The following is a 1,947-nucleotide window of genomic DNA, read 5'->3' as shown; positions in this document are numbered from 1 at the left end:
CGCAGGCGCAGCTTCTTTTTCTTGAAGCGTTGCAGCTGGATCATGTCTGGCACCAGCACCAGCCGCAGCGCGTCGATGGCCGCATCGAGATCGCGGTGGTCTTGCCGCAGCAATTCGATCCGAGCGCGGATTTCGGCTTCGTCCACCTTGGCGCTCCCTTGCGCAGCCCGATCGTCGCTGTTGCTGCGATTACCACTTGATAAACAAACATGCCCGGGCGCTCAAGGGGCCGGGCCAATCATGCCAAACCAAAGCTGAATCGTGGTTTAGCGCATGGACATGGCAGCGATAACATGATGGACTTGATGGTCCCGGTGCTGGTGAATCCATGCTGGCACCGCAGACGAGGGACATGCCCATGGCCAACGCCCACAAGGATCAGCTTGCCAGCCGTCACGCCCGCCTGGATGCCAATCTGGCTGCCGAACTGAAGCGGCCGGTGCCGGATACAGCAGTGGTGCGCCGCCTGAAATCACAAAAGCTGAAACTGAAGGACGAATTGAGCGCAATCCAACTCCACTGATTTCCAGTCAGCGCCGGAAGCCGCCGCCGGCAACGCCAAAAACCACAACTGGGCCGCGATCACTCGTCGCGGCTCACCTTCTCGGCGCGCTCGTGGCGTTCCTGTGCATCGGTGGTCATCGTGGCGATCGGGCGCGCATCCAGCCGTGCCAGGCTGATGGGTTCGCCGCTCACTTCGCACCAGCCATATTCACCCGCCTCAATCCGGCGCAGGGCCGAATCGATCTTTGAAATCAGCTTGCGCTGGCGGTCACGGGTGCGCAATTCAATGCCCCAATCGGTCTCGCTCGAAGCGCGATCGGTCAAATCCGGTTCGCGCAGCGGCTCGGCCTTCAACGCTTCGAGCGTGTTGCCTGATTCCCGAATCAGATCGTCTTTCCAGGCCAGCAGCTTGCGGCGGAAATAGCTCAATTGCCGGCTGCTCATGAACTCTTCGTCAGGAGATGGGCGATAGCCCACCGCCGGATCACTGGCTGATTGCGGGCCATCCGATGCCATCGTCAAGACCCCGTTGCCGCTGTCAGCACCATCAAACGCACCCTGCGATTCATTTTTCATCGCCAGCACACCCCATGAAACCCACGGCGCAACCACCACATCAGGCAGCGCCGCCCGCGCCGAACTCCCGTGCTGCCAAGACCCCTCCCGGCACCAGCAGAACCAACGCGGCTGCCTTACTGTTTCACCGGGCCGGCGGCAAGCGTCCAAATTGGTGCGAAGATCGGCACAGGCACAGACGTCGCGGCCCGCGCAATCAGGATTGCATTCCATCGACGCGGGCTTGCAGCGCCGCCAGCTGCTCGCGCAATTGCTCGGTTTCGCTTCCCACCGGCTTGCCGGCAGCGCCATCAGCCCCCGGCTTGCCGGCAAGTGGGCGCGCGCCGGTCATCAGCCCGGCAGCGGCCTGAAACATTGCCAGATTTTGCCGGGCCAGATGTTCGAACGGTTTCAATGCCGCATCGCGAAACTTCACCTGATTTTCAGCGAAAGCCGACATCGATGCTTCCAGGTAATGCGGCACCATCGATTGCATCGAATCGCCATAGAGCGCGATGATCTGGCGCAGGAATGATGTCGGCAGCATGGTCTGGCCGTTGGCTTCGCCTTCCATCACGATCTGCGTAAGCACGGCGCGGGTGATATCTTCGCCGCTGCGGGCATCAAACACCTGGAAATCGCGGCCTTCGCGGGTCATGACCGCAAGATGGTCGAGCGTGATGTAACTGGAGGTTTCAGTGTTGTAGAGGCGCCGATTGGCGTATTTCTTGATAATCACCGATGCTTGACCGGAGGTGCCGGTTTTGGCGTGGGGTGTTTTGGAGGTTATGGCCATGAATGGTCTCGATCAAAACGCAAGCGCAGGATTTAGCATGATCCTATGCTGCGGTGCAATGCCGCGCAGCATAGGCCAGCGCCCACGGCATG

4 protein-coding genes are annotated in these 1,947 nt (G+C 60.6%); 1 reads left to right on the top strand and 3 read right to left on the bottom strand.

The genetic code is table 11. The features are described from left to right. Positions 1-146, bottom strand: a 146-nt coding sequence (locus ABWP50_RS10740; RefSeq protein ID WP_353217999.1) for a DUF465 domain-containing protein, incomplete at its 3' end; no start/stop codon positions are given. 212 nt (positions 147-358) lie between these two features. On the opposite strand from ABWP50_RS10740, the gene ABWP50_RS10735 reads away from it, so the two are divergent. Beyond that, positions 359-523: a YdcH family protein gene (locus ABWP50_RS10735; RefSeq protein WP_353217982.1), complete on the top strand. Its 165-nt coding sequence runs from the start codon at positions 359-361 to the stop codon at positions 521-523. Between the two features lie 59 nt (positions 524-582). Here ABWP50_RS10735 and dksA read toward each other — a convergent pair whose 3' ends face one another. Together dksA and phaR are read right to left on the bottom strand one after the other, a co-directional pair. Continuing rightward, the gene (gene dksA, locus ABWP50_RS10730) at positions 583-1,020 is read right to left on the bottom strand and encodes an RNA polymerase-binding protein DksA (protein WP_353217998.1); all 438 of its coding nucleotides are present in this window, start codon (positions 1,018-1,020) and stop codon (positions 583-585) included. A 256-nt stretch (positions 1,021-1,276) separates the two neighbouring features. Next, the gene (gene phaR / locus ABWP50_RS10725) at positions 1,277-1,855 is read right to left on the bottom strand and encodes a polyhydroxyalkanoate synthesis repressor PhaR (protein WP_353217981.1); all 579 of its coding nucleotides are present in this window, start codon (positions 1,853-1,855) and stop codon (positions 1,277-1,279) included. Positions 1,856-1,947: the final 92 nt, after the last annotated feature.

This window comes from Sandarakinorhabdus sp. (genome assembly GCF_040398645.1).
Taxonomy (GTDB): Bacteria; Pseudomonadota; Alphaproteobacteria; order Sphingomonadales; family Sphingomonadaceae; genus Sandarakinorhabdus.
The sequence above is the reverse complement of the archived record's forward strand: the minus strand, read 5'-3'. Positions and strand labels throughout refer to the sequence as shown.